This window comes from Pectinatus frisingensis (genome assembly GCF_014076555.1).
Lineage (GTDB): Bacteria > Bacillota > Negativicutes > Selenomonadales > Selenomonadaceae > Pectinatus > Pectinatus frisingensis.
In genome coordinates this window covers 1,490,166-1,514,506 of the sequence record NZ_CP045424.1, presented here as the reverse complement: position 1 = coordinate 1,514,506, position 24,341 = coordinate 1,490,166, and the positions used below count along the sequence as shown (strand labels likewise).

General features: G+C 38.2%; 32 protein-coding genes. All 32 read right to left on the bottom strand.

The window, feature by feature from the left end; genetic code table 11:
* A complete protein-coding gene (locus tag F8M42_RS07165) occupies nt 1-633 on the bottom strand; it encodes a putative phage tail protein (RefSeq protein ID WP_182185577.1) in 633 nt (210 codons plus the stop codon).
* On the bottom strand, nt 623-1,720 hold the full coding sequence (locus F8M42_RS07160; RefSeq protein WP_182185576.1) for a baseplate J/gp47 family protein: 1,098 nt from the start codon (nt 1,718-1,720) through the stop codon (nt 623-625). The genes F8M42_RS07165 and F8M42_RS07160 overlap by 11 nt, the downstream gene beginning before the upstream one ends.
* The gene (locus tag F8M42_RS07155) at nt 1,720-2,139 is read right to left on the bottom strand and encodes a DUF2634 domain-containing protein (protein WP_182185575.1); all 420 of its coding nucleotides are present in this window, start codon (nt 2,137-2,139) and stop codon (nt 1,720-1,722) included. Before F8M42_RS07155 ends, F8M42_RS07160 begins: the two co-directional genes overlap by 1 nt.
* A gap of 5 nt (nt 2,140-2,144) precedes the next feature.
* A complete protein-coding gene (locus tag F8M42_RS07150; RefSeq protein ID WP_182185574.1) occupies nt 2,145-2,552 on the bottom strand; it encodes a DUF2577 domain-containing protein in 408 nt (135 codons plus the stop codon).
* A complete protein-coding gene (locus F8M42_RS07145) occupies nt 2,549-3,514 on the bottom strand; it encodes an XkdQ/YqbQ family protein (protein ID WP_229711541.1) in 966 nt (321 codons plus the stop codon). The genes F8M42_RS07150 and F8M42_RS07145 overlap by 4 nt, the downstream gene beginning before the upstream one ends.
* Nucleotide 3,515: 1 nt before the next feature.
* Complete coding sequence (locus tag F8M42_RS07140; protein WP_182185572.1) at nt 3,516-4,223, bottom strand: hypothetical protein; 708 nt, start codon at nt 4,221-4,223, stop codon at nt 3,516-3,518.
* A complete protein-coding gene (locus F8M42_RS07135) occupies nt 4,220-6,304 on the bottom strand; it encodes a tape measure protein (protein WP_182185570.1) in 2,085 nt (694 codons plus the stop codon). The genes F8M42_RS07140 and F8M42_RS07135 overlap by 4 nt, the downstream gene beginning before the upstream one ends.
* 176 nt (nt 6,305-6,480) lie before the next feature.
* On the bottom strand, nt 6,481-6,912 hold the full coding sequence (locus tag F8M42_RS07130) for a phage tail assembly chaperone (protein WP_182185568.1): 432 nt from the start codon (nt 6,910-6,912) through the stop codon (nt 6,481-6,483).
* A gap of 17 nt (nt 6,913-6,929) precedes the next feature.
* A complete protein-coding gene (locus tag F8M42_RS07125; protein WP_182185567.1) occupies nt 6,930-7,415 on the bottom strand; it encodes a phage tail tube protein in 486 nt (161 codons plus the stop codon).
* 27 nt (nt 7,416-7,442) lie between these two features.
* Nucleotides 7,443-8,798, bottom strand: a complete 1,356-nt coding sequence (locus F8M42_RS07120; RefSeq protein WP_182185565.1) for a phage tail sheath family protein — start codon at nt 8,796-8,798, stop codon at nt 7,443-7,445.
* A 6-nt stretch (nt 8,799-8,804) separates the two neighbouring features.
* Nucleotides 8,805-9,026, bottom strand: coding sequence for a hypothetical protein (locus tag F8M42_RS07115; RefSeq protein WP_182185563.1), 222 nt, complete (start codon nt 9,024-9,026; stop codon nt 8,805-8,807).
* An 8-nt stretch (nt 9,027-9,034) separates the two neighbouring features.
* A complete protein-coding gene (locus tag F8M42_RS07110; protein WP_182185561.1) occupies nt 9,035-9,463 on the bottom strand; it encodes a phage tail terminator family protein in 429 nt (142 codons plus the stop codon).
* Nucleotides 9,453-10,055, bottom strand: coding sequence for an HK97 gp10 family phage protein (locus F8M42_RS07105; RefSeq protein WP_182185560.1), 603 nt, complete (start codon nt 10,053-10,055; stop codon nt 9,453-9,455). The genes F8M42_RS07110 and F8M42_RS07105 overlap by 11 nt, the downstream gene beginning before the upstream one ends.
* Complete coding sequence (locus F8M42_RS07100) at nt 10,055-10,435, bottom strand: hypothetical protein (protein WP_229711290.1); 381 nt, start codon at nt 10,433-10,435, stop codon at nt 10,055-10,057. The genes F8M42_RS07105 and F8M42_RS07100 overlap by 1 nt, the downstream gene beginning before the upstream one ends.
* Nucleotides 10,435-10,779 (bottom strand): phage head-tail connector protein, encoded by a 345-nt coding sequence (locus F8M42_RS07095; RefSeq protein ID WP_182185556.1) that lies wholly within the window; start codon nt 10,777-10,779, stop codon nt 10,435-10,437. Before F8M42_RS07095 ends, F8M42_RS07100 begins: the two co-directional genes overlap by 1 nt.
* 20 nt (nt 10,780-10,799) lie before the next feature.
* Nucleotides 10,800-11,798, bottom strand: coding sequence for a major capsid protein (locus F8M42_RS07090; RefSeq protein ID WP_182185554.1), 999 nt, complete (start codon nt 11,796-11,798; stop codon nt 10,800-10,802).
* A gap of 14 nt (nt 11,799-11,812) precedes the next feature.
* Nucleotides 11,813-12,427 (bottom strand): phage scaffolding protein, encoded by a 615-nt coding sequence (locus F8M42_RS07085; RefSeq protein ID WP_182185553.1) that lies wholly within the window; start codon nt 12,425-12,427, stop codon nt 11,813-11,815.
* 68 nt (nt 12,428-12,495) lie between these two features.
* Nucleotides 12,496-12,636 (bottom strand): hypothetical protein, encoded by a 141-nt coding sequence (locus F8M42_RS07080; protein ID WP_182185551.1) that lies wholly within the window; start codon nt 12,634-12,636, stop codon nt 12,496-12,498.
* Nucleotides 12,626-14,224 (bottom strand): minor capsid protein, encoded by a 1,599-nt coding sequence (locus F8M42_RS07075; protein WP_182185550.1) that lies wholly within the window; start codon nt 14,222-14,224, stop codon nt 12,626-12,628. Before F8M42_RS07075 ends, F8M42_RS07080 begins: the two co-directional genes overlap by 11 nt.
* The gene (locus tag F8M42_RS07070) at nt 14,211-15,605 is read right to left on the bottom strand and encodes a phage portal protein (RefSeq protein WP_182185548.1); all 1,395 of its coding nucleotides are present in this window, start codon (nt 15,603-15,605) and stop codon (nt 14,211-14,213) included. Before F8M42_RS07070 ends, F8M42_RS07075 begins: the two co-directional genes overlap by 14 nt.
* A 12-nt stretch (nt 15,606-15,617) precedes the next feature.
* Entirely contained in the window at nt 15,618-16,862 is a 1,245-nt protein-coding gene (locus tag F8M42_RS07065; protein WP_182185546.1) for a PBSX family phage terminase large subunit, read from the bottom strand.
* Between the two features lie 5 nt (nt 16,863-16,867).
* A complete protein-coding gene (gene terS, locus F8M42_RS07060; protein WP_182185544.1) occupies nt 16,868-17,641 on the bottom strand; it encodes a phage terminase small subunit in 774 nt (257 codons plus the stop codon).
* A gap of 484 nt (nt 17,642-18,125) precedes the next feature.
* Nucleotides 18,126-18,638: a hypothetical protein gene (locus F8M42_RS07055; protein WP_182185543.1), complete on the bottom strand. Its 513-nt coding sequence runs from the start codon at nt 18,636-18,638 to the stop codon at nt 18,126-18,128.
* Between the two features lie 262 nt (nt 18,639-18,900).
* Nucleotides 18,901-19,383, bottom strand: coding sequence for a RusA family crossover junction endodeoxyribonuclease (locus tag F8M42_RS07050; protein ID WP_229711289.1), 483 nt, complete (start codon nt 19,381-19,383; stop codon nt 18,901-18,903).
* Nucleotides 19,384-19,513: 130 nt separating this feature from the next.
* A complete protein-coding gene (locus F8M42_RS07045) occupies nt 19,514-20,107 on the bottom strand; it encodes a hypothetical protein (protein WP_182185541.1) in 594 nt (197 codons plus the stop codon).
* Nucleotides 20,040-20,897 carry a Lin1244/Lin1753 domain-containing protein gene (locus F8M42_RS07040; RefSeq protein ID WP_182185539.1) on the bottom strand — a complete coding sequence of 286 codons (858 nt, stop codon included), beginning with the start codon at nt 20,895-20,897 and terminating at the stop codon, nt 20,040-20,042. Before F8M42_RS07040 ends, F8M42_RS07045 begins: the two co-directional genes overlap by 68 nt.
* A 145-nt stretch (nt 20,898-21,042) precedes the next feature.
* Nucleotides 21,043-21,903: a recombinase RecT gene (locus F8M42_RS07035; RefSeq protein ID WP_182185537.1), complete on the bottom strand. Its 861-nt coding sequence runs from the start codon at nt 21,901-21,903 to the stop codon at nt 21,043-21,045.
* A 14-nt stretch (nt 21,904-21,917) separates the two neighbouring features.
* Complete coding sequence (locus F8M42_RS07030) at nt 21,918-22,856, bottom strand: YqaJ viral recombinase family nuclease (RefSeq protein WP_182185535.1); 939 nt, start codon at nt 22,854-22,856, stop codon at nt 21,918-21,920.
* An 88-nt stretch (nt 22,857-22,944) separates the two neighbouring features.
* Nucleotides 22,945-23,076 (bottom strand): hypothetical protein, encoded by a 132-nt coding sequence (locus F8M42_RS13740; RefSeq protein ID WP_268233937.1) that lies wholly within the window; start codon nt 23,074-23,076, stop codon nt 22,945-22,947.
* Between the two features lie 214 nt (nt 23,077-23,290).
* Nucleotides 23,291-23,566 (bottom strand): hypothetical protein, encoded by a 276-nt coding sequence (locus tag F8M42_RS07025; protein ID WP_182185534.1) that lies wholly within the window; start codon nt 23,564-23,566, stop codon nt 23,291-23,293.
* Between the two features lie 47 nt (nt 23,567-23,613).
* Nucleotides 23,614-24,102: a helix-turn-helix transcriptional regulator gene (locus tag F8M42_RS07020; protein WP_182185532.1), complete on the bottom strand. Its 489-nt coding sequence runs from the start codon at nt 24,100-24,102 to the stop codon at nt 23,614-23,616.
* A gap of 47 nt (nt 24,103-24,149) precedes the next feature.
* Entirely contained in the window at nt 24,150-24,314 is a 165-nt protein-coding gene (locus tag F8M42_RS07015; protein ID WP_182185530.1) for a hypothetical protein, read from the bottom strand.
* Nucleotides 24,315-24,341: the final 27 nt, after the last annotated feature.

Here is a 24,341-nt window from a genome sequence, read left to right as displayed (position 1 = left end):
TTATCGACTCCTTATTTTAATGTGACGCATTTTTCTTATTGTAAGAGAATAAAAACAAGCAATCTTTGAACCATTTTGTATATTAAAAGTAACTCCTGGATGAATATAAATATGTTTAAACATTCTCATGGACAAACCTGAATAAATTTCAAATACTACGTATTTCGTATTACTAACTAGGATGGAAAGATTCGCCGGGATAACCACACTTGCAAGATTTTTTATAGCGCTGCTTCTATATAGCAAACTTGCCGTAATATCAAGCCAACATTCATATTTATTATATTGAAGAGAAACTTTTACGTTATTTTCACCGTAAATTCCATTAAGGGTTATCTGAAAGCTTCTATGTGTATATGGCAATGAAGAATTTATTTTGGCAAGAATTACTTTTCTTCTTGTGTCAAGAGAATCAGTTACAGCGGGATGAAGATTAAGCATTGATTCCCAGCGGGTGGCACCGCCTTTATCAAGCAAGTAAATAAAAGTATTTAAAAACTGCTTCCACAACGCTTTCCATACATTGGCTAACTCTGGATCAACAGCTTTGGATAAAACGCTGAATTCCTTGCTGTTTATAAGCACGTCAGGGTAATATCGTTCAATTCTTACATCACGTATTTCAGCTTCCATTTATTACTTCACCTCTCACTGCAAGTTCATCAACACTTAAAATGAGATTTTCTTCGACACTATTTAATCGTGTATGTTGTACGTCGGTAATACCTGGAATATCAAGAAGTCGACTTTCAATTTGTGAAATACGTACTATAATTCCGTTATTACTAAAATTGCCTATTTCGGCTTTTTGTGTATGCTGCCACCCTTTATTGAGTTCCTTGAAATAAATATCAATAGCCGTATAAATGTTGTTTTTATGATTGTCGAAATTACCATTATTATCAAAAGACAAGTTAAGTGATATTGTTATAGCTGAATTTTTTGCCCCTTCGATGGTTACACAATGACCTATTGGAGCAATACCAATCCCCTCACCATGATTAGGAACAGGATCTATTTTTGTCTGCACTTCGGAAACAAATTCGGCTGCCGGAGGTTCAAATTCAGAAGTCATGAACACAATTTTAACAGTGCCACCACCATTCCATGCGGGATATACTTTCACACCACCGACACCATTTATGGCATTAACTTTTTCACGATAATCAGCAATATTACCACCGTATGCCTGGCTGTTAAAACTATCCAGATATCTTTTTCGGAAAGCTTCAGTTTCCTCTTCATCTTCGCCCGGAACTGTCACTTCTGTGAGTAAAGCGGACTGTAAATCGGCAATATAATCAATCGCTACAAGATTTCCGACAGGTTTATTACCAGAAGTTCCAGCTGTTTCACAAATAGCATAATAAAAACCGTCACTTTTTTCAGTAACGGTATAATTAACATCATCATAGGAGAAACGGCTGCCAATTGGAATATTGATATTTTCGGGGGTAAAGGATAAATTTACTTTTGCATATGTTGCCGAATAGGCGGTAATACCACGTTCTTTAGCCCGCTCGATAAGAAATTTTCTCTCAGCAGTGTCGCCAAAGGTATTCTTAAAAAAATAATCACACATGGCGTAAAGCAGCATAATTTCAATAGCTGTCGGATAACATGCATCATAAATTATACTGCCTTCCCTTTTATCGACAGTGTCGGGAACACTTCCCATCATTCGTGAGAATATTTTACTTTCAGTCTGATCTTCATACATTACGATACATTCACTTCCTTGCTTATTGAAATATCACCATAGTTGGTCTTTACGGTAAATTTCGCCAGAACATTACCCTTTTTATCATAAGATAAATCAAAATCTGTTATGTCATTTATTCGATCATCCTGCAGGAGTGCTTCAGATATCCGGCGCGGAATTTCCGATAACACATATGGCATTGGCTTGCCAAAAAGACTGTTAAGTTCAACACCATAGTTCCAGCTGTATATGACATGTTTATACCGCTCTGTATTAAGCACTTTATAACAGGCCTGTTCAACGGCTTCAATATCATTTGTTGTATGCCCCATAATTTTATTATCATCAATAAGCATTTTATAAGTTTTGTTTGGTTGGGTACTTGTGTCAGATACATTATTTGCTTTGCTTGTCCCAATGTCTGGCAATAGTGCCATAAATATCACCCCCATTGCCCTGTCAAGCCTGTATGATTAAATACACGGCTTAATACACAAAATTCCTGTCCACCAGCCTGTCGAAGCATGATTACAGACTCTCCAACTTTTAGTCCATTATAAAACCTTACCTTTTTTCTGCCTTTATAACCGTGATTATGGCTTTCATACTGGGCATCTCCAGAGCCGCCGGCTGCATTCTCCGTTGTATGCAAAACTTCTATATCAACATCATAATCTCTGACCGAATCTGTAAGCATTAAAAATTCTTCAGTGATTATATCTTTTTGTTCAATCCTGATTGATATCGGTGATAATGTTTCCACTATACCTATAACATAATCGGCTAAATTACCAGCAATGATACTTTGCTGTATAAGTTGCTGCATTGTCTGCAAAAGCTGTGTACTCATCCTGTGATCACATCCCCTCTCACAGTAAGGTCCATAAGATGAAGGTTATTTGAAAATTTATGTTTTACGGATTCAACAATGATGGGTTTTGTGAGCTTCACATCTCCAAAATCAAGATTTATATAAAACATGCTGCCGGCCCTTATTTTCAGATTACCGAAAGCATTTTGTATTGACAGTGTCCGTTTTACCCTGTTATGCGATTTAAGTAACGTATCAGCCATTTCAGCAAAGTTTATCGCTTTTTTTGGATTGACGGACTTTGTCATTTGCAAAACACCCCAGCGTTTAATATTTGCACTGTCAACGGACAACCAGACATCACGCTTACCTTCATCCTTATTGTCATAATAAAGTTTGATCCTGTTATACGTATCTTTATCAATACTCGACTCATAGGAATAATCTTCTGCAGTCTCGTTATCCAGCAAAAGATTTACCTTTAAATCTTCAATATCAGATAAAGTCAGTTTACCAAAATCATCATATAGAACATATATTTTACCAACATTTTGCGTGGTCATGTCCAATAAGTTTTGGATAATATCGATAAGGGTATCATTTGAACCGCGATATTTAGGAATAACATATTCAGTGTCGGCAATGGTACCTGTCTGTAGCTGGAAATCATCGGCAATTCGTTTTATAGCATCACCGGCCTTTATGTTAAGGAAAATATATATGTCCTTATTTTTAAGATACCTAAGCTGGTCATAAGCAGTAACATCAACCAATGAATTCTTATCCCGTTTCTTTGAAAAAATATAACCGTAGAAAAAATTAGTACCGTCGTAATTAGCTTGGACCGTATCACCCTCGGTAAATTCCAGCAACGTATCTTTTAAGAGCTTAAAAGTAAATTTACCGGGTGTCCCCTTACGATTAAGCTCCCATATTACATCATCCTGAACCGCAGGCATATAATATTTATTGTTTTCTTTATTGTGGATCACAATCTGCATCTCAGACAAGATTCAGCACCGTCCCTTTGACCATCTGTTCTACAGGATTAGTTATTGCATTTTTTACCATGACTGTCCGCCAATCAAGATTCCCTCCGGAAATGCTTTTACATACTTCCCATATCGACTGCTCATTGCGAATTTTATAAACCGTTGGAGTTACCATATCTGTTGCCGCACGGTTTTCCTTTACCGTTAGATGCTGTACACCATTTTCATCAGTAGTTACTTCACATTCTTTTGTCCCATAAGGTTTATACTGTTTAAATTTCAGTGGGACTATTATATCAAAGCCTTCTTTTGCGTCTTCATTTATTGTGTAATTTTCAAGCGTAACCAGCATGTTGGTATCAAAGAGCATTATATATGATGGTGACATACGTGAAATTATAAGGCGTACCGGATTTTTTGATTTTTTTGCAGTTTTAAAATTATCAAGAAAATAATCAGCCTTTTTAAAAGTGAAATTACTGCCTAAAAGTGAATTGGTAAGAGAATTAGCAAGGGATGTATCATAATTGGCAAATGGATATTTCGAGTTTGGCAGCCTGGCATCAAAACTTATTTCAGTGAGCCCGGCCTCTTTTATTATGTTTACTTCACCTTCATTTATGAGGTTTATGGTTTTATTTTTGTTATTAACTTTTATACTCATTTTGGGAGGAGGAACGGGCAGCATCATAGTATCTATAAAAAAGTAATAACTCATGGATGTACCGCCTCCGCTCCCGCATTCATTGCTTCAAACAGACTATCATTTACGTAACGCATCATTCCGTCAAGGTCAGTATCGTTATTGACAGTGTTTTGTATTCCACCCATATCAATTTTAATTTCGGCTGTAGTGTATTTATTTATGGTTTCCTGTTCAGCGATATCTTTTAAATATTTTAAATCTTCTTCAGTAATATCTAAGGCATCCTTCATTTTTCCGGTATTATCAGCAGTATCTTTTGTATTTTTAGCGATATCCCCTGGATCCATTCCTGCACCATAGCCCGATAAATCTACCGGGGAAGGCTGCGGGATATTCGGCTTGGGAATACCCCCTATTAAGTCTGATATATTGAAATTCTGTATAAAATCTCCGGCGCTTTTTTGCCAATTTGCTTTATCTGCACGCCAGGTAATTTCTCCCACGGTACCTATATTTGTACCAAAAACGCTATTTATGGCACTGGCTGCTTTATTTAAAAGCCCAATCAGATTATTGATGCGATCTATCATGAAATTTATGGCTTCAGCTGCTATTCCCGCCATTGAACTAAAAGCACCGGCTATTACATTTCTAAGTCCCTGAGTATGTATGGCCCATGCAATAAATACACCAATTACAATCAATACAAGTCCAATTATCAAGCCTATCGGATTCATAAGCATTGTTAGATTTAACATACGCATAGCAGCAGTCAATCCCTGCGTAACGGTTGTCCATAAAAATGTGGCAGCAGTTATAATTCCTATGCGGATATATGCAAATACCAACTGTGCATTAAGTGCAATCATAGCCGCATTCTGCATCCATGTATACGCTGTTACAAGTGCCTGTATTCCTGCAGATATGAGCATCTGCCCATTTACTGCCAACCACCCCATCGCATACATATAGAGGTAAGCTGTTGCAAGTGATACAGCCCACTCAGCAGCATCAACCAAAATAATGAAGCCTGCCATGAGCCAGCCGCTTATATATGAACCGACTTCTTCAGCAACAGAACCAAGCCAGAATAAGTTATTTATTATGCCAGCCAAAGCTATTGCTGCTATATTTATCACTACTGAAAAACCATTACCAAGTGCAGCTATAGCCGGACTATTTGCAAGAGCAGATATTTGTTCGAATACAGGTGTAAACGCATGGAAAGCCTCTGTCTTCATATTCTGCCATATTTGTCCCCAAGTAAGTGGCATAGTTTTAAATTTTTCATTTATCTCATCAATGTTACCAAGAATTGCATTCTTAATAATATCTGCTGTAATGGCCCCATCAGATGACAATTGTTTAAGCTCTCCCTGCGTAACTCCCATATACTTTGATACCATTTGTTCAATCATTGGAGCAGCTTCAGCAATTGAACGGAACTCATCGCCTTGTAATTTGCCGCTTCCTAATGCCTGAGTGAGCTGCAGCATAGCATCTTTTTGTTGCTCAATACCTGTGCCGCCAATAGTAAAAAGTTTTTGTATGCCTTCTACAAATGGTACTATTTCCTGTGGATTAGGAAAGACACTTTTCGCTGTCAATCCTATCTTAGATATTGCATCAGCCATACCAGAATAACTGCCACGTGCCCGCAATGCTGAATAATAAATCTGATCATTTAAAGCTGCAGCTTCGCTTTGTGAATTAGTAATAAGTTTTAAACGTGCCTGAATACCGCTGTATTCATCACTGAGCGCAGCAAGCTTACCTGGGAGTTCTGATAATAATGCCGCAATCGAAGCAATACCTCCAGCTACCAAACTGCCTATAGCAAACTGCCCAGCTATGCCTGATAGAGCGCCTTTTATCTTATCAAAACCACCTGAACCAATATCTGCCATCTTATTTTTTATTTCACTTATTTTATTACTTATTGCATTAAACCCAGGCAAAGTTGAATTAGCTGCTGTCCCTATATTCTCTACATGTCTGCTAATTGATGTATCTGCTATCGTTTTGTTTACACGGTCAGCGGCATCAGCTGCCTTTGCAAAACGTCCGATAGTTTTTTCTGCGGCCTGTGCCATACGATTAAACACAGGTGAAACTCCATCCGTAAGTGCTATAGACTGTTGTATTGTAGCCATTTTCTCACCTCATTACTTTTTCTTAGCAGCTTTTTTATCAGCTTTAATTTTTAATGATATAGCCGCAAATATAAATGCTCGTTCATTTTCATTCATGCTAAGCAAAAAATGCGGTGTCCAATGAAATTTATGGAGGGCATAATATGCCATATTAGCATAAAATTCGCCCCCCTCAATTAGTTTTTTGCCGTTTTAATTTTTTCATCCATACCAGTTTGAAACCCATTAGCCTGCTGTACTGCCATAAACAAATCTGTATATTCACCTGGTGTAAGCATTTTCTTTACAACTTCCTCGGCTCCAACAACACCATAAGAATCTTGCAGCCCAGCATCATTTAAATTTGGATAAACGACACATTTGCAGATTAAAGCAGTTGCATATTTTTCCTGATCCAATGTTGTACTGGTCTGCCTGGTACCAGGAACAAATTCTTTTTTCTTACATGAATTCCTTAATGTTTCATCTTCATCACTGGTAATAGTCTGTATTTCCCATTCTATCGGGTTTCTATCAGCATTTATAAAACGTTTTGATGCTATATATTTTATATTTTCAGCCTTAACAGCATTCTCTGCTAAGAAAGCCTGCAAATTTTTTTCTTCCATACTATTTTCCACCTTCCTTATTGCATACCATCAAGTTGTGTAAATGTTTCCGGAATCTCGAAATCTTCGAAAGTAAAGTCAACATCCTGTTCAAGCCAATCACCATCGGCATCGAATAAAGCTATTACTGCATTGTCGAGATTGCAATCTTTCAAAATAGTTGTTTGTCTGCCAGCAGCCGAGGTAGGATCATTATTGGTTACCTGCATATCAAAATAAAGATCCTGTCCGGTATCCTTATAATCTTTCATCATTTTAGCAAACATTGATGTATTATAATAAATAGTCATGCTACCTGTACCATTACCACCGTTTGCCTTATGTCCGGCAGCAGTACGGCCAAGAATATTTACTTCTTTCTTTGTTTTTTCAAACTTGGCCGACAGTTTTTTGGCTTGAAACAATAAATATCTGTTGCCGTTAATGGTTATAAAAGCCGTTGCCAGCTTTGCTGCGACAACATCTTTTGCCAGCATTGTGCGGATTGAATTGATATCTGCCATTTTTTTATTTTTCCCTTCCTGAATTTTTTAAGCGACAAGTACCGTCAAATATAATTTTTCCATACAGCAGGTAGGCTGTACGGCGTATTCAGATAAAACCGAGGTTTTGGATTCACCTTGCGTCGGTACCGGGACATCATCAGCTTTAAAGTTTTGTATTGCCCGTACTCTCTGATATTCCTTATGCAAGGCAACAATATCACCCCAAAGAGCAATGCGTCCGTCAGCATCATTTTGTTCTTTACCGTTATACGTTTTATTGAACAGTCTTGAAACATCAATCGCAATTTGATCAAGTACACGGATAACTTGATTAAGTGAAAAATCTTCATTTTTCTTTTTGGTAAAAGAAGTGAATGTATTGATATCTGTCAAGATATTTACCGTTCCGACAATATTTCCTGATACTGAGTCTGTCACATTATGAAATATTATCATCCCGGTATCTATAGCTTTTTCAAGCTCTGACTGGCTGTATTTGGTATTGATAGTGAAATCACCATCGTAGGTTTTATTTGTACAACTGGCATTGACTGTACATGATGCTTCAGCTCCTGTAAGCCAGTAAACGACTGCTGCCGGAGATTCCCCATTATCAGTGATAGCATTCTTTACAGAAATAACGCCTTCATAATCAACATTTTCCTTATTATAAATGACAAGCTGGTATTTTGCCCCGACATTGTCGCGCATGCGCTTGACGAATTGTATAAGAAGGTCTTGCACGGTGGTATCTGTGCCAGCATAGCCCATGCAGTTAAAATAATAAGGTTCAATAGCATCAATATATTTTTGGTACTGCAATCCTGTAACAGCACTGCCATTAGTTCCTCCCACGAGTGGCATTCCCGCAGTCGCGGCGATATCTTTATTACGGGTAAAACTAACATAATTATTATCAATTACGTCATCCCATGAACTCACTGCCTGCTGCTTGTCTGTGACTGTTTTTATACCATCAATGTCTATATAAGTCACTACATCAAATTTACCTGCCTCGTCGACATTGGCTGTTATAGCAATTGTTATATCGTTGCCGCGAATACCGGTATATTTAGCTGTGGCCACCGCACACTTTGCTTTTTCAGCATCATTGGACAGTCTGTAAAAATAACCAGTTTTGAGATTTTTGAATAAGTCGCGCAATCCTTTTAATTTGTCCGAGGTGTAATCGTAACCAAAATATTTCATGCTTGATTCCTGAAAGTCTTTAGCTGTTATAGTGAATACTTCATCTTCCGGCCCCCAGTCAAGAATAAGCGGCATCGTACCATAGCCACGGTCGGCAATATCGGTGACAGCGCGAACTTTACTGATAAAATTGATATAGGTCCCTGGTAATTTTTTATTCTGGAATAACCAGCCCCCGCCTCCTAAAGCCATGTAAAATTACTCCTTTCCGTTAACTTTTTCTTTTATTTCATTTTTTAAAAAAGAATTCAATTCTTTTTCTACTTCTTTTTCAGTATATTTTTTATCGGGTTTTAATACACACATAATAAGATCGCATTGTGTACGATATTTTTTTGATGCAGCCAAGACTTCCTTGGTGTAAGTTGCTCCATTTGGATTATCCACCAGATTGGCAGTTGAAGCATTTTCATCAGCCATAATATACACTATCCTTTCGTATGCTGTGCCTGCTTAAGAGTTACCATAAATGGCAGTTTGTCTCTTGGTTTTATAATAAACACATCATAGTCTATAAAAAAATGCAGAACATTATCAACTTTTTCATAGTTCATGTTGGTACCACGGATAAGATTTCCGGCAACTGTAATATACTCCATTTGTTCCATGAGAATATCAGCTGTATTGTTTATTTCTTGTGCAGATTGGTTATTAAATTCAGGGTGATACTGGACATCAAAGCTATGCACACGCCGGTAGCGATTACTTATGACAAGGTCGTTGCTGCCCCTTAATTCCAGTATGAAAAAGCAGGGCTCCTCAAAGTCCTGCTTTACTTCATTATTGTATATGCTATATTTATCGCCAAATATCTCAAAAAGTTTGTTATTGATACCTTGTAGAAGATCATTTACCATTTTTCAGCACCTCCCGAAGATATTGGTTAATTTTTTTCTTTAGGATATTTGGTGCTTCAATCTGTAATTCTTTTTGGGAAATAGTCATCATAAATTTGCCGTTTACCCAGTTTTTTTTTAGGCGTTTGCCCAGTGCAGGAACAAATTTTCCGGGTGTCTGCCTGTGCCCATATTCAACATATGACGCATATTGCATCGGGTTAGTGATTATTATCTGATAATTACTGCCTACTTTTCTTACATTAACCATTTTCACATAACTTAATGCATCTGGTGTATTGCCGGATTCGGCCTGGCTTTGTGTCTGAGCGGTCCAGGCACGTCTTAAAACACCACCATTGGTAAGCTGCCGCAGTCTTATTTTCCCTTTATTCTTACCGCGCTTATATTTTACCGGATTATTTTCTTTATCCCGGATAACCTCAAATACTCCTGGACCGACCGGTGTCCTTCTTATGACCTTGGCCAAAAATCTTGCGGCCAGCTCACGAATACACTCTTCATAAAAAAATCTGCTTTCTTTCAGAGCGACAGCCTGCTCAAATTGTTTTTTGAGTCCCTCCAGCTGGCTGAAATCTTTTTTTACTGCCATTACGGATGCTCCTTATAAAGTTCAAGGTTTATTTCCTGATGGGTTGCATATATGGCAGGCTGTCCGCTGTTTTTATACACAGTAGTATTATTATTTTGCTTAACATCTATTTTGCTGCCTGCCTTGATGATAATATCTGGTGAAATGAAAAGCTTTATATTTTGGGACAAAGTATCTACTGTTTGGGTTTTATCGGTTGCAGGTGAACTATTAAATGATAACCGGCATGGAATATTTATGTGGACAGGGATTTCTTCGCTGGTTGTTTCATGGGTAACAGTGTTCCTCGTTTTTTTGTATTCATAAACTGTACATTTGCCATCATACAGCAATTGCTGTGCTTTTCGGGCAAGTGCCCGGGCTTTTGTGATTGCATCCATTACCATGCTATTCTCCTATATCGATTGAGTTGTGGAATGTAGTTTTTCAAAAGTGTATTTTTAAAATCTTCGTCTACGGATTTCCTGAACTGTACCGTAGTATCTCCTTCTTCTATTGATGACACTGCAGCAGCCGATTCCTCGTTGCCGACATTTTCATTGCGATATAAGTCAATAGCCATCCGGTAAGCTGTATGCTCCAATCCGGATGGCAATTCTTCGATGTTGCAGTAATTTATGACATTTTCAATAACATCATCAATAATAAACTCTAAAATATTATCCCTTGATGTATCAGCCAGTTCTATGCCAAGTAAACTTTTCAATTTGTCAGTTGTCAGCATAATATCGCCCCATTATTTAATTAAATTTTATGCTTAAAGGCGACAATACGAATCTGTTTTGCTTCATACACCGGTTTCCAGTTCTGGGCATTTTGCAGTTCTGCGCGGCTCGGACCTTCAACCTTTGCAACACGTTCATTTGTAAATTTGACTCCACGCGGATGCATGATCATCGTTTTACGATTGATAAGATAATCAACGCCAGATCCTTTTTTCTTGTCGCGGTCAATTTCTGTCGCAATAAATCCAACCGGTGAACCATTACCAAGAGCAATTGCTCCCTGTCCGAACAGATACGACGTATAGATGCCGTTAGCGACAGGGCAGCCATCATCAATTACGACACGCTTTCCCTGATAACTATCAAAGGACACATCAACACTGGGATGTTCTGTTGTTATCAGATTCTGTTTTTTGAGCGCTGACCATGTTGCGCTGTGCATTGCGATAGCCGTAAGCTGCGCCTGTGCGTCACCTAAAAGCTGCTGTGCATCAATAAAGGCACTTGCTGACCATTTGGCCGCATTGCCCGAACCAGAACTGATATCTAAAAGATTTGACGACAAAGAAGTTACAGCGGTGCTCCCTTCGGCAGCCGGCGTATAAGTACCGAAAATACCGCTTAAAATAGCAATGAGCTCTTTTTGCATATCGCGTGCCCAGAAATTTGCGACAAGCGTCGCAATGGCAGCCATTGGATCAGAACCTGCAAGTGCCGCAGCTAAATCAGTTCCTGCCCACATTTTCGCACGGCGTATAATTGCCGCTACGTCCTTTTTTGATTCAATTTTGTTTGCTTCGAGATCAGCATCTTCAATAATCTGTTCGGATTCGCCGGTCAGATCGGCAAAAAAAGGCATATTAACAGTCGGGGCAGCCTGACTTGCTAAGCGGTCAAACTCTGCATCTGTAGTAATAATACCGCATTGCACAAGAGCGGAAAGTTCTGCGGTCCGTTTAATTACATACGGATTAAAAATTTCAGGTACGATAACATCAGATAATTTTGTTACTGGCATAAATCAATTCCTCCTTAAAGTGTTTTTCCTGCTTCAGCAGCTAAAATTTTCGCCTGTTCGGGATTTTCTCTTAGTAATTTACCTTGTTCGGTGAGGTTAAAAGTTTTATCAGCGAAGGGATTTTTACTCTGATTCCCTGCACCCCCCGCCGGGTTATATGCCGGATTGGCAGCCGTTTTAAATAAAAATGCTTTATTTTTTTGCAATTCCTTCACTTGTTCATCCAGTCCGGTAATTTTCCCGTCATCACCGAGAAGCATTTTTGACTTATCAAACAGACCGGCAACAAGATCAACATCCTGTGCCTTATCTGCAACAGCAAGCTTTATAGCATTTGTGAACTGCAAATCCTTTAATTTGCCTTCATATTCATTTTTTGCCGTTTTATTTGCTGTCTGCAGGGCTTCAATCTGTTTTTTTAGTTCTTCCGTATCTCCCGATGATTTTTTCAGCGTCTCAAGTTGTTTATCTCTGTCCGACAGCTGGGACTCAAGATTTTTCTTTGATTCGCTTATTTCATCAAACTTTGTTTTAACAACATAGTTTTTAAGCTCTGTCGCACTTGATGCCGCAACCTTATCCGCTGCGGCATCGTCAAGGCCCAGTGCCTTTAATTCTTCTTTTGTCATTGGCCATTACTCCTTTTATCCATTTAATTTAGGGCATAAAATAACCACTCAGCAAAAGTGCCAAGTGGTTATTTTGAAATATTTAGTTTTTCAAAAGCATCTTCGGATTTTTTATTCCATTCCTCTCGCTTTTTTTTCTCATCATCAATCGAAAGAAAATAATCAGGCAAATACTCATCAGGAATGAGTATTTTTCCATCATTCTTCATTGAGTTCCCTCCTGTATGTCCATCCATATTTTTCAGCGACCTTCTCGATAATTTTATGCGAATGCTCTTTCCATGCCTGGGAATTATCCAGTTCCCCCGAATTAATTCTTTTGCGAAATTCCCCTATCAAATCATACATTATCTTATCATACAACTTTTTTATTGTCGGCAGTGAAACCCGCTGACCGTTACCTACTTCGGCAAAGTATCTCGTTCCGTCGTGGGCAATGACGCGCATGCAGTCAATGCTGTTAAAAGCGCACATGACATTTAAATCCTCTGGTGAAAACGACGAGCTGCCCGGATGATTATGCACACAAGTCAAACTGCCGGATGCCGCATCCCGTAAAAATTTTATCAGGTTGGGCGTAAAGCTGACTGCATTTTGCGTACCCGTCAGATCAGGATAAGCGCTATCACCGTTATTATCAATCCAGTATAAACCTTCATTGCCGGTACGTTTACCAAATGCCAGAGCTTTTTTGTATGTTGCTTCTATGCCTTTATTATAACCGCTGGTGGAGACGTTCGCAACAGATTCAGTAGGATTGGCTTTATCCTCTTTAATAAATTCTTTTTCCCACTTATCATAGGACATATCTGCGGGTACATTGTAGGTTTTGCCGTTATCGGTGCGCGCGGCCCGCATGGATTTAGTATCGTCTTCAAAATAAGGGACAATGCAGGATCGGCACCAGCAATGCAGCGGCGGAGCTGTTACTCCCGGCTGGTAATCACTTAGTTTAAATACCTTATTGTCCATGGACCGGCATATTGCCGATGTTCTCCTGTCCAGAGTTGCCACGAATTGGTATTTTTCCACCCCAAGATTTTTAAAAGCATCTTTTTGAGCAGCAGATGCAAAAAAAGCCGTTTCAGTCATGACAATGCGCCCGGCTGCTGACTTTGCACTGTTCATTTTACGTGCCAGATTATTTACTGCCTTATCAAGTGGATCGCCGCGGATAGTTGCCTGGGTGATTTCTGTATGCAGCGTATTTATCAGTTTATCTTTATCCTGCCATAATCTGTCGGAAAAATTCTTTCCGTCTGCCGCCCAGGGTTTTGCTATAAATATTTTTACCTTGTCGCTGTCAAGGCGGTTAAGTTGTGTTCCAACGCCAATGCCTTTATCTATTTCAAAGGCTGTGTTATAAAATCCTTTAGAATAGATATCCTGCATTGTTTTGTCAATATCATCAACCTGGTTGCCGTATAATATTTCAAGTTCCTGCTGCAGCTGCAGCTTTAATGCATCGAGTCTTGAAATATGCACCATGGCTGAAGCATTTTCCAGCTGCTTTACCCATTGCTGTGCAACAGCGTTTTCTTTGCCTTTTTTTATATAATCCTCAACAGTCCAGTGGAATTCCTCTAATTCCTTAGACGTTAGAAACTTCTTGGCATCGACATAAGAAATATTATTATTTACGGCAAGGCGCTTATACCAGAGCGTTATATCCTTTTCTATCGACTGCATAGCAAGATTAAACTGCTTTTCAATATCGACATATTGTACGTCACCAAGATTCAGCAGTAACTCTTCCAACTGCTCAAAACGCTGCTGCCAGTAATTAGCTGTTCCCATTGGCTGCACCTTCTTTATTAAAAGCCGCTTTGTAGCTATCTGATTCCGCAGCTAATTGTTCTTTTTCCTTTGCCAGCCGTTTTTCTTCTTCATCAGCATTCTCTACAAACGGATGATTTTTTAATATGGTTTTATTACTGATAATACCCACGGAGTCCTTACAGATTGTTGCTAATTCCAAATCATTTGCTATAGCGGTCCTTGTCCAGGTCTGCGTAAGAGTTTTTATCTTGATACCCTTAAGATCGCATATAGCGCGTATCAGCATACCAAAACCCAGTCTGAATTCAGTTTCCATGAGCCCCGCTTTTAGTTCCAATAATGAGTAGAGATATTTTAAAGCAACTCCGGAAGCATTACCGAAATCCTGCGGCTGCGGATCAACGCCCTGTCCCTGTTCGAAAATTGCTTTTCTTGTCATATCGAGCAGCTTTTCTCTTGCTTCAACCGGGATATCTATTGTTAATGTTTCAAGTCCGGAATGATCATCTGCACCGATCGACTGTAGTTTCACTGTTTTATATTTTTTTATATCAGCTAAAAATTCATTTAAATTCGCACCATTATAGTTCGTCAGTAAAAATATTATTTCTTGGATATCCTCAAGATCGTTGGCAAAACCACTATAGACTTTATCATAAGTATCAACAAGTGCTTTGATATTATCTAAATCTCCTGTACAAATATTATTATTTGGGAAGGGAATAAATGGTATCTTGCCAAAGTCATGCTTTAACTGATTCGGCGCCGTTCCAGAACCTGCATCTGCAAAATTCATAAACATTGAATATGGTATCAGCTCACAATCTATTGTGTCATCATCAAGCTTTTGAAATGACCAACATTCTGTATCTGTCCAATATTCATATATGTTCCATGTTTTGCCTTCATCATCAATATTTTTATAAACACGCAGGACCGCCAAAAGCTTTTTATTCAGGTGACTGTCCCATATAGGTATAATTTCTTTTGCATCAATTATCCCGTAGTCAAAAACCTGTTTATCATCTACCCAATAGTGAACCCATGCCATACCTGTATTCGAAGCCTTAACACAAAGATCTTTGCAGTTTTTCGCATAAATATCTCCGAGGGTGTCAGAAATAACCTGATTACTCTCTTGACTGCCTACGTCAAACAGCGGCGGCGCGGTAAACATATATGACGCTTTCTGATTGACCAACAGCCCATAAAAATTGCGCGGTACCCGGTTGTCAGCACTGCGCAGAGGATTTTCCGCATTTTCTTCGTCTGCATTTTTTTTATATAAAATATCATTTTTATTGCGATAATATCGTTCGGCTGTTACTGCTTTTGTTATGACTGCTGCATGGCCTTGCGTATGTTTCATTATCAATTTTTTTGCAGTCAATATATCCAAAAATAAGTCACCTCACTTTAAAACTTCCATGCCGCTTCCACGCATTTCATTTTCCAGGCCATACCGCGCAGCATCAATTGTATGATTGTTTTTATCCGGATAAGAAGATATAAACTGCCCATCTTTATTCTGTTCATATTCATAATTGATGAATTCGCGGTAAGTATTAGGGCAGCGATGCTTATCTATATAAATCTTCGCCCTGTCCTGCAGCCATTTGATGCCGTGCTCAACGCTATCAGGTCCTTTTCTGGCACCATAAATATTCAGGCCGAACTCTATCATGTCACTTATTGACTTTGGTTCGGCGCTGTCAGCTGTTATTATTCGGCGGCCTGTCTTGGGCTTTATAAGCAGGGCAGCACGTTTATTCTTTAGTTTCTGTTGATATATCTCATCGAAGATATAAAGTATTTCACGTTTTTTATCGTAATGCATTGATAAAAATGCAAGTGGGTCCATGCTGAAACCAAAGTCGAGTCCATAATGCAGGCGATCAAAATTGGCGATAATTTCATCACTCATGCGCATATCTTCAACATTTTCGAATACATCACCGCCAGTGCCGGTTACTTCGCCTTTATACTCGTGGTCATATAAAATTTCGTTTTTGGTTTTAAGTTTTTCAGCTTCAAGAAAAAACTGCTCGCCCAACCATTGCCGCGGTACTTCTAAATAGGTGGAATGATGTATCAGGCGGTCATTATCGTCGGTAAGTTGTTCAGTATTTACCCAATTATCGCGACTTTTAGGTGGGTTAAAAGAGGCAAAACACCAGAACTTGTCACCGCCACGCATGAGCGATTGATTGAGGCTGCGGATTTCTTCCATACCAGTGAATTGGTCAAGTTCTTCATACCAGACGATGCCAATATAACCAAATGGCAGCTTGATAGATTTAATTTTTGTTTTATCATCAACACCAAAAAACAATATTTTTTGGCCAGTTTTTTTGTATTCGAATTCCAGCGGGCTTACCCGATCGGTAAATTGACCGTTTAGACCTAGTTGATCGATTCCCCATTTAACCTGTGAATATACGCTGTGACGCAGAGTATTGGCGACCTTACGCAGCACAACCGCATGACAGTTGGAATTTTTCAAGATAAGCAATGGTATTTCAATACTTATGAATGACGATTTGGTACTGCCACGACCGCCTTTTTCCCAGTAATGGGTGTATTTATGATGTTTTATGTCTTTGTGTACATTTTTAAAAGTCGGTGCAATGATATTGCTCAATTTTATTTTAGACATTAGTTTTATCCTATATCATCTACAATTGTCACCTTTTCATTGTCGGCTCCGGAGTTCATTGCCACGACTTCTGCTTTGAGCTTATCTATGCGCAGCTGTTGTTCCTGGGTTGAAAGGTCGGATTTACAAAGTTCTTCATATTCTTTAATCATCGATGTCAAGGTTTTCATTGCCGCAGCCTGTGCACGCAAAAAGGAAGCATGTTTATCCCATGCTTCCTGATATGAATATCCTGTTATTTCGACACCATCAGTTACTGTCCTTTTTGTAAAATCTTCACTATTATCGACATACATCAGTTTCTGTGCCCTGAGAATTGATGCGTACTTGATGCATATATTATCCCATAAAAGGTCAATAGGTGATATCATTGAAATATTTTCTGCTATCTCTAAAGTTTCTTGCGGCAGATACTTTGCATAAAGGCCATGTCTGACTGCATTCTGATTTTTAGGTGGTGCATGTCCACCACGATTGCCAATAGCATTTTTATTACCCTTTGGCGCACCGTGACCAGTAGCATTTTTATTGCCGGTTGGAGGTCCATGTTTCTTTTTATGAATGGTAACGTTACTATTGAGTTTACTGGTAACGTTACCTTTGCCAATAGTAACATTACATTTTAATTTTTCGTCCCATTTGTCTATGTTTTTCCATTTGCGGATTTGGCTATCAGATACCCCAAGCTTTTCAGCAATATCTTTAAGCAGCATTTTACCGCCAGATTCTTTCCATAGTTCAAATGCTCTATTTCGTTCAGGACTTCTTGCTCTTGCCAATTTACATAGTCACCACCATCCTTTATTTATTTTGAAATTGAGCATTAGGAACCGCACACGTTCATGCGCAGCTATTTAAGCACGTCTCCGTTAACTGCCTTTATTCGACCATGTTCACGCCTTACTCTCGGAATACCAGACCTGCACAGACTGTTTATATCAGCTGCATTGCAATATGATTGACATTTACGTTTTATATAATATATGTTGCCCGATGTACATGTTTTATTTTTATGATATATGCAACCTTTATTATCGCAATATACTGTCATTTTATTTCACCTATTAAAATAGCCGCTATCGTTTAAGATAACAGCTTAATGATTTGCTATAGTTCCATAATACTTAGATAATACCATCCTTAGGTTAGACCGTATTGTGTCACTTGCTGCGAGTGTTTATGTTTAAGCTTAGAAGGCGTTTGTCTAGCCTATCGACGATACTATTTTACTATGTAATATAACTAATAAACGCTCATCTTTTTTTATTTATATATTTTATTTGCAATATACACGACCCTGTCTATTATACTTTGCCACCATCTGCGAACAGTAATTTCTGCGATACTTTCATTACTTAGAAACCTTTTTTCTATTTCTTGGTTATATCGTTGCTGAGTATATATAATCCACGCCTTGCGCCCCCGATCTCCATTTCTGAACGCTCGTGTCTCTGCTTCTATACGGCAAGTTATAAATATATTTTTTCTTTCTCCCAACCCAGCCCGGCATATAGTAACAGCTTTAAGCCATCGTGCAGACTGGCTTAAATTATCATATTCAATATTTTTTAAGGCTTTCTGTTCCGTAGGATTGCCGACACCAGACCGACCGCCGCCGACATTGTCATCATTTTCTTTGTAGTTCACATATGCTTCTTTTTGTTCTTCATAATCAGCTTCAATTTTTTTAAAATGCAGTAAATATCGTTCTGCCGTTTTTCTGTCCTCATTAAAACATTCGGCTATTTTTTGTGCTTCATCGGTCGTTATCAGCATATCCTACCTCCCAATTATTTTTTAATTAAAAGCTTATATCTTAAACTGTGTATGAGATTTATGGTACTTTCAAATTTAGCCTGTATAAAGCTTTTGTATACTACAGGTAATCTTGGCAGCATTTTCCTTTTAAACTCATCATATGTCAACTTTTTGCGCGTAGCCGCTGCCTGACGATAAGGGTTACTGTCTATGCTGCGTCCTATGTTTTTTTATTACAAGTCCCGGTTTCATTTTACATATCCTTGTTTAAGTTCGTTTATCAGAATAATCCCAATTGCATTTTAGCAGCTCTTTTTTTTATTACATATGGATCTGGCGTATCTACATCATTCATATCTGTAATAATTACCTCAACCCTTGGGTTTAATTTATCAAGAGTTGGGGAAATATATGTGCCGTCCCAGCTGACTATCAGGCGGTCATTTTCAATAACCTGCGCTTTTTCAAGAATGTCGGCAGTAGCTTGCATAAGCCCAACAAGGTCAGGATAGTTAGCTTTATTTGGCAGGTAGTATATGCATTGTATTCTTATTGGCAGTTCGAATTTATATTTTTGATAGCGTTTTAGCTGCCAAAGACATTCGTTTTCATATTTTACGAAAGCTTCTGAAGGAAGCAATCTCGTTGCTTTTCCTCTGCGCATAATCCGACTGCCATTCTTTTTGGTTGCTGGTCTGCCGAAAAGTATAATTTTTAAATTCTTTTTCTTAGTGCTGATTCCGGTGTTTTTTGCGGTGTCCACGGTGACGGATCACATTCCCCTCTAAAAAAATAGCAATATTTATGCACAAATTTTTGGCCAAATTTGTAGTTATCCTTGCAACTTGCACAACAATATCGACATAATGCATTTTTAGCTTTTGCTGTCATTTTTATGCCTCTTCTCCAAACACCTGAGTAAATGCATCCGGTATCCCGTTGGTTTTGTGCCAAGTAAACTCAGGTATATAAATTGAGGTGCAAATATATCCCGATTTATTCATTTTCATAACAACCGGATGACCACCAATTTTCATACCAGTACGCATGTTATTTGACAATTCAGGGTAATTCTTGCGTATCAAGTCATCTGTGATATCTGGAAAATATTTTTTAGTGAAAGTTCTTAGTTTATCACTAATATTAATATTGGATTTATGGTCAATAGCTAACCGGAAAGCTTCGTTTATAAGGACCATATCAATTTTATGCCTTGGTTGAGGGAGTCCTGGATATTTCGGCGTAGGTCTGCATTGATCAACGCATTTTGCTATATCACCAATTGATGGTAATCTTTGGCACGATTTTATTGCAAGCTTTACAGCTTTAGCCATAATCTCGTCAGGTACGGCCTCAAATATCTCAAGTAAAATCAGGCTGAATTTATCACCTTTAGGATCATCTACAGTATTATTTAATTTATAAGCTTCCGCTGGATAAGAAGCCTGTAAAAGGTTTATTATTGTTGCTGCGTTTTCTGCTTGCATATATTTTTAACATCTCCCTGCGCTTTTTATCATCAGATTTTTTATTCACAACAGTTTGACTTACCTGCCCGTCATCGTAACCGTTTTGCTGCCATTTATCTAATATCCCTGATATATAGCCAATATTGCGTTTACCTCTTATTACAGCCCTTTCAATAGCCTTAATGACAACGTCAACACTATAATCATCAAGCAGCGATAAAAGCCTGTCTTTTTCTATCTGCGTGGCAATAGGCCGTATATTGTCCTGATAAATATCAATTAAATTGTTTAAGCCGTCGTTGGCAGGACATACTACTACTTCTTTACTTTTATTTTCTTTACTTTCCTTTACTTTACTTTGTGTATTATCGTCTACATTTTTTGAGTTATTGTCTACATAAACGAGGTTTTTGTATGCAGAAACGTTTATAAGCATAAATCTTGCGTCGTAACGGACTGCACTTCTTCGGCATGCAGCGTCAAAAAAACGACTCTGGATACCGGAAGAAGTCAATACGTTATATTTTTCGTACATATCGGCATTGAAGAAATCCACCTGCACCGCCTTATCGACAGTCGCGGTAACTGCGCCCTCACTAACCCCAATTTCGTCAGCAATTAGGAAAGGCATATCATTGTCCCACCGAAGGAAATACCCCTCATTACGATAGATATTAGCCAGTAGGCTGATTAGCACCGGGATGGATTGAATTCCGCAAGCTCTCATTGTTCGCCGCACTTTAACGTCCTGCAAAAAACCGACATCTAAGGGAAAGTAGTCAAGCCCCTGTTTTATCGGTCTTGCCATCAGCATCACTCCTTTTTATAAATGTGATGCATTTTTCATTGCCCGTCTGCCTTAGCTTTTTTAGCAAAATATAGGCCGTTTGCCTTCAAACTTTCAAGCTGACCAATTATTTCGTCTTTCGTCATTTTTGCACTCCTGCTATTTATTACACATCTTTTATAGATTCTTCTAAAATTCTGTCATCCTCGGTATGATCTTCTTTGATTTCACCTGTCTCAATATCTACATTAATATCGTCATAGGTCGTTTCATCATTTTCAGCCACCATACTATCTGAAATATTGCTTTTGATAGTTTCGTCAGCTGAAATACCACGTACAAATTCAGTCTTAACAGGAGCGTACTTTAAACATGCCTTTAATACTGTCTTTTTAGCCATTTCATCAAAATTAGTAGTCCAAGGGGAATAAGAACTATTTGCTGATTTGCTATACTGTTTAGCGTGTTCTCTGACTTCATCAGCTGACATTACATGGAAACCATAGCCACCTGATTTTGTTTTAAACATTGCATAATAATGTGTAACAGCCCCTTTGTCCCTTAATGCCGGTATATGTTTAAGCTTTGGTTCAAGTCCGAATTCATATTCAAATACATCATGCTCACAAACTTCATGTGCCTGGATAATTGTTACTTCTCCAGAACGATATGCAAGGTCTAATAATCCTTTATAACCAAGCTGAAATTGACACTCAAGATTGCCTTTGTTTCTATATGGTATTAAATATGCTTGCCCAAGTGGTGTATTTGGTTCAACACCTAATTGTGCAGCCTGCATCATTGCCCCGAGAAAACTTTTTGGAGAACATTGCTGTAATTGTGGGTTAGCACTCATGGCAGTTAAAACCATCCTACTGAAACGTTCTCCTGTCATAACTGAAGGAAGTGCTTTTTCTATTTGCGACTTCATTGATATTACTAAATCTTTAATTGATTTAACGCCATTTATTGCTGATACATTGTTATCATGAGCAGTCTTTATAATTCCGCCTCTTGTTGTTGCCATATTTGTCTTCCCCCTTAGCTAATTCTCAATACACGTGTCGGATTACCAACCTTTGAATATTGTGCATAAATATCTGGATAATTTTTTTTAAGATTTTTGCTATCAAGTGTGGTCCGTCCGTTTTGTGTTTTCCATGAAACCTTATAATCACTGGCATAACCGATTTCATTATCGCCCATCATTTCACGCAGTTGATTTTTACGGTAAGTGATACTGTTTTCTGTTTCCTTTTTGGCATCCTCAAGATTTTTTATATTTTCTATAATCGATACTGCATCAGAAGGCAAGCTGACAGGTTCTGTCATACCGCCGCTGAAATGGCTTGCTAATGCTTTACTGCAATTATCTGTAGAATCAACACTTGGCATTGTTTTGGATTGGACCATATCCCAAAATTTAATTTCTGCATCTAATAGCAGTTTTATATCCTCCTCATTACGCTCAACTGTCTTCCAGATGAAGTGGTTACCGCCAATCAGTACGGCAATGTACCATTTTTCGCAGCCGGTTACGAGCATATAATGCTGGCATTGTACATAATATGAGTCCGGAAGGTTATCATCTTCCCATTCTTTACCTGCAAATCCGTTGCAGGTCTTACATTCAAGACCTGCGTTTTCACCAACTACCATCCGGTCAACGCTGGCCAAAATAAACGGATAGTCTTCATGCTGTAAAAGTCCTCTGCGCTGTACTTTTTTATCAGTCAGTTCACAAAAGCGTTTTGCGACCACTTCTTCAAGAACCGTTCCCCAATAAACGTATTCATTTTCACTTAGGTCTTCCGGTTCCACTTGGCCAACTTTTTCCATCCACAATTGAAAAGATGATTTCCATCTGTTTAATCCAACAACTACCGCAGCATCACTGCCACCGATACCTGCCATACGTGATTGTAACCATTTATCTCTATCCTGCATTTGTGCAACAGTCATGATTAATTTAGCATTCATTAGTATTCTCCTTATCACAATAATGTATATAAATATTTGTATCTTCTTGAATTTTTAGGCAATCCATTTCCGATTGTAAAATAAAATTTCATGATACTATCACACCTGTAACGATTATCGTCAGTCCAATTATTCCAAGGCATTTCCAGCCATACGGTGTAAAAAGAGGCAGCCTCGCAAGAAGAATGTTTATCCTTTCACTTTTATCTCTATTAACCATGCTTCAATACCTCCTGTTTTTAATATTTTTTTCAGATTTTTTACTGTGAGTAATTTTGAAATATATGTCTTTTTCATCTAGTGTTACCTTCTTTCATTTACGATATTTCCGTTCTCTTTATTGGCAGGTTCTTTGAACTTGGCACTCAGAAACACTAAAGTGATTCCAACGCCCAAGAAAAAGCTTGCTATGCAGGGAATAATATATTCATCAATCATGCTATACCTCGTCTCAAATCGTCCAATGCCTTCAAAAAGTCACTTTGTGTATTTATCTTTCGTTTGCGAACATAAGGTGCAGGTTTTATAGGTTTATTTAATACTGCCTGTTGTTCGTCAAGCTGGGTTAAAGCTTTTAATGCATAATCAACATCAATGCTGTACTTCCTGCCAATCATATGGCAACGAAATATTCCTTTTTTGCAGTATCGTTTCACTGTATATAAAGGTATATTATTCTTTTTAGCAAATTCTTTTGCTGTCATTCGCATATAATTACCCTCCTTGCCTTATTTTTAGATAAAGGATATAATAAAAGTTATAGAATTTTTACTCGAGCCATTAAACGTTCCCGCGTTTGTGGCTCTTTTTTTATTGCAATTAAAGCGCTGATACCAGTACCAATTAGCATTTGTATTGTTTTGCGGCATTTATCATAAGTTGACTGTTCATCAGGCGTAATGACATCATCAAGACATATACGATTGAAATCATTTCTGATGGAAAGAAATTCGTTTGTACTTACTTCTAATCCAAGTGCACCAGAAGATATGCCGCAAGAAAAACGGATACCAGATATCAGGGTTTTAGCTACTTTAGATGTGTTGATAAGGTAATTCCAACCAAGTGATTGGGAATGGTAGATATTCATCATTTGATAAACGATTTCGTCAGGAACTTTAGTTATATTATTTTCATAATTACTAAGGGTTCTAGTTGATACATGAAGCAATTGACTTGCTGCTTCCTGGGATAAACCGGAAGTGGTTCTGGCAATAGCTGCTGTTTGTCCGAAAGATTCATTCATGGTTTAGTGCCTCCTTTTGGTTGATAATTAACATAAGGATGAAAAGATTATTTAGTAGTCTTTTTCCTTTTAAGATTGAGTTTCACACGGCTGCCTCTTATTGACTCAGGACACATGTAGTCATCTCTGCAAACAGGTACCGGAGTTCCATCCATCAAAATCATTACATGATAGTTTTTATGAAGCGGTTTACCACAACGCCAGCAGAACATTATTCTCACCTCCTGCAACAAATTCTT

Excerpts from the sequence above, each read along its gene's own strand:
- F8M42_RS07165 (WP_182185577.1), bottom strand. The coding sequence starts at position 633 with ATGGAAGCTGAAATACGTGATGTAAGAATTGAACGATATTACCCTGAC.
- F8M42_RS07160 (WP_182185576.1), bottom strand. The coding sequence starts at position 1,720 with ATGTATGAAGATCAGACTGAAAGTAAAATATTCTCACGAATGATGGGA.
- F8M42_RS07155 (WP_182185575.1), bottom strand. The coding sequence starts at position 2,139 with ATGGCACTATTGCCAGACATTGGGACAAGCAAAGCAAATAATGTATCT.
- F8M42_RS07150 (WP_182185574.1), bottom strand. The coding sequence starts at position 2,552 with ATGAGTACACAGCTTTTGCAGACAATGCAGCAACTTATACAGCAAAGT.
- F8M42_RS07145 (WP_229711541.1), bottom strand. The coding sequence starts at position 3,514 with ATGCAGATTGTGATCCACAATAAAGAAAACAATAAATATTATATGCCT.
- F8M42_RS07140 (WP_182185572.1), bottom strand. The coding sequence starts at position 4,223 with ATGAGTTATTACTTTTTTATAGATACTATGATGCTGCCCGTTCCTCCT.
- F8M42_RS07135 (WP_182185570.1), bottom strand. The coding sequence starts at position 6,304 with ATGGCTACAATACAACAGTCTATAGCACTTACGGATGGAGTTTCACCT.
- F8M42_RS07130 (WP_182185568.1), bottom strand. The coding sequence starts at position 6,912 with ATGGAAGAAAAAAATTTGCAGGCTTTCTTAGCAGAGAATGCTGTTAAG.
- F8M42_RS07125 (WP_182185567.1), bottom strand. The coding sequence starts at position 7,415 with ATGGCAGATATCAATTCAATCCGCACAATGCTGGCAAAAGATGTTGTC.
- F8M42_RS07120 (WP_182185565.1), bottom strand. The coding sequence starts at position 8,798 with ATGGCTTTAGGAGGCGGGGGCTGGTTATTCCAGAATAAAAAATTACCA.
- F8M42_RS07115 (WP_182185563.1), bottom strand. The coding sequence starts at position 9,026 with ATGGCTGATGAAAATGCTTCAACTGCCAATCTGGTGGATAATCCAAAT.
- F8M42_RS07110 (WP_182185561.1), bottom strand. The coding sequence starts at position 9,463 with ATGGTAAATGATCTTCTACAAGGTATCAATAACAAACTTTTTGAGATA.
- F8M42_RS07105 (WP_182185560.1), bottom strand. The coding sequence starts at position 10,055 with ATGGCAGTAAAAAAAGATTTCAGCCAGCTGGAGGGACTCAAAAAACAA.
- F8M42_RS07100 (WP_229711290.1), bottom strand. The coding sequence starts at position 10,435 with ATGGATGCAATCACAAAAGCCCGGGCACTTGCCCGAAAAGCACAGCAA.
- F8M42_RS07095 (WP_182185556.1), bottom strand. The coding sequence starts at position 10,779 with ATGCTGACAACTGACAAATTGAAAAGTTTACTTGGCATAGAACTGGCT.
- F8M42_RS07090 (WP_182185554.1), bottom strand. The coding sequence starts at position 11,798 with ATGCCAGTAACAAAATTATCTGATGTTATCGTACCTGAAATTTTTAAT.
- F8M42_RS07085 (WP_182185553.1), bottom strand. The coding sequence starts at position 12,427 with ATGACAAAAGAAGAATTAAAGGCACTGGGCCTTGACGATGCCGCAGCG.
- F8M42_RS07080 (WP_182185551.1), bottom strand. The coding sequence starts at position 12,636 with ATGAAGAATGATGGAAAAATACTCATTCCTGATGAGTATTTGCCTGAT.
- F8M42_RS07075 (WP_182185550.1), bottom strand. The coding sequence starts at position 14,224 with ATGGGAACAGCTAATTACTGGCAGCAGCGTTTTGAGCAGTTGGAAGAG.
- F8M42_RS07065 (WP_182185546.1), bottom strand. The coding sequence starts at position 16,862 with ATGTCTAAAATAAAATTGAGCAATATCATTGCACCGACTTTTAAAAAT.
- F8M42_RS07055 (WP_182185543.1), bottom strand. The coding sequence starts at position 18,638 with ATGCTGATAACGACCGATGAAGCACAAAAAATAGCCGAATGTTTTAAT.
- F8M42_RS07045 (WP_182185541.1), bottom strand. The coding sequence starts at position 20,107 with ATGCAAGCAGAAAACGCAGCAACAATAATAAACCTTTTACAGGCTTCT.
- F8M42_RS07040 (WP_182185539.1), bottom strand. The coding sequence starts at position 20,897 with ATGGCAAGACCGATAAAACAGGGGCTTGACTACTTTCCCTTAGATGTC.
- F8M42_RS07035 (WP_182185537.1), bottom strand. The coding sequence starts at position 21,903 with ATGGCAACAACAAGAGGCGGAATTATAAAGACTGCTCATGATAACAAT.
- F8M42_RS07030 (WP_182185535.1), bottom strand. The coding sequence starts at position 22,856 with ATGAATGCTAAATTAATCATGACTGTTGCACAAATGCAGGATAGAGAT.
- F8M42_RS13740 (WP_268233937.1), bottom strand. The coding sequence starts at position 23,076 with ATGGTTAATAGAGATAAAAGTGAAAGGATAAACATTCTTCTTGCGAGG.
- F8M42_RS07025 (WP_182185534.1), bottom strand. The coding sequence starts at position 23,566 with ATGCGAATGACAGCAAAAGAATTTGCTAAAAAGAATAATATACCTTTA.
- F8M42_RS07020 (WP_182185532.1), bottom strand. The coding sequence starts at position 24,102 with ATGAATGAATCTTTCGGACAAACAGCAGCTATTGCCAGAACCACTTCC.
- F8M42_RS07015 (WP_182185530.1), bottom strand. The coding sequence starts at position 24,314 with ATGTTCTGCTGGCGTTGTGGTAAACCGCTTCATAAAAACTATCATGTA.